This is a genomic window from Acinetobacter rongchengensis (assembly GCF_003611475.1).
GTDB classification, from domain to species: Bacteria; Pseudomonadota; Gammaproteobacteria; order Pseudomonadales; family Moraxellaceae; genus Acinetobacter; species Acinetobacter rongchengensis.
The window spans coordinates 1-910 of sequence record NZ_RAXT01000162.1; the positions used below are offsets into that span (position 1 = coordinate 1).

The 910-nt window shown below is 30.8% G+C and carries 2 protein-coding genes; both read right to left on the reverse strand.

Annotation, left to right across the window (positions count from 1 at the left end; translation table 11 throughout):
• Positions 1 to 12 precede the first annotated feature (12 nt).
• Positions 13 to 480 carry a transposase gene (locus D7V20_RS20045; RefSeq protein ID WP_213072525.1) on the reverse strand — a complete coding sequence of 156 codons (468 nt, stop codon included), beginning with the start codon at positions 478 to 480 and terminating at the stop codon, positions 13 to 15.
• Positions 428 to 823, reverse strand: coding sequence for a transposase family protein (locus tag D7V20_RS20050; RefSeq protein WP_213072526.1), 396 nt, complete (start codon positions 821 to 823; stop codon positions 428 to 430). Before D7V20_RS20050 ends, D7V20_RS20045 begins: the two co-directional genes overlap by 53 nt.
• Positions 824 to 910: the final 87 nt, after the last annotated feature.

Consider the following 910-nt stretch of genomic DNA (forward strand, 5'->3'; position numbering starts at 1 on the left):
TTTCATAAATCATTATTTAGCCAACTGAAAGTTGTAAATTCCAGCAATTAAATTAAACCTTAACCCTAGGCGTTTACCTCTATTTCTGTATCTTTCACATAAAATCCTAAAACTTTTTAATTTTCCAAATACATGCTCTATTCCTATCCTTCTTTTATTAATTTCTCGGTTATAAAATTTTAATTCTGATGCTAATTTTTGCCCTTTTTTTGCCTTCAAAGGGATCAAGCTTTTATCATAAACTTCGTAAATTCCCTGATAGCCTTTATCTGCTAAAATAAATGATTTTTCGGGAATTGAATTTAAATTTTCTTTAAATAATTCAAAGTCATGCTTGCTTCCCTTACACATGCTTAAGCTTAATATTTCCTGTGTTTTATAATGGACTATTGCCTGAATTTTAAACGTATGTGTTTTTTTCTTACCGCTATAGCTTATCTTTTGTTTTTTTTGGACGTTGAATAGGGATTTCTGTTGCATCGACAATAACAACATCCCAATCAATCCCTGTACCTTTGGGTAATTTCTTTTGTAAATTAAACAAGTTAGATTTAATTAAACAATCTTCTACATGCCGCACGATTCGCGATGCCGTCGTTTCCGAAACACCATATGTCATACCAACATGAAATAATGTCCGATATTCACGCCAATAACTTAAACACAAGAGTAATTGATCCTCTAGATCTAAAGTACTTGGTCTACCTTTTGTGGGCACATGACACTTTAACTCAGTCAACATGACATTAAAAGTTGACCACGTAATACCTGTTAATCGCTTAAATTGAATGTCTGTAAGCTTTTGAATATCAATATATCTCATCCTTGAATTATGCATGAAATTTGAGAAATATTTTGTTTTAAAAATAAGCAATTAACTGGTCATTTTTTGATTTATGAAAGAGACTTA

Coding starts and splice junctions, on each gene's coding strand:
- D7V20_RS20050 (WP_213072526.1), bottom strand. CDS start 823: ATGAGATATATTGATATTCAAAAGCTTACAGACATTCAATTTAAGCGA.
- D7V20_RS20045 (WP_213072525.1), bottom strand. CDS start 480: ATGCAACAGAAATCCCTATTCAACGTCCAAAAAAAACAAAAGATAAGC.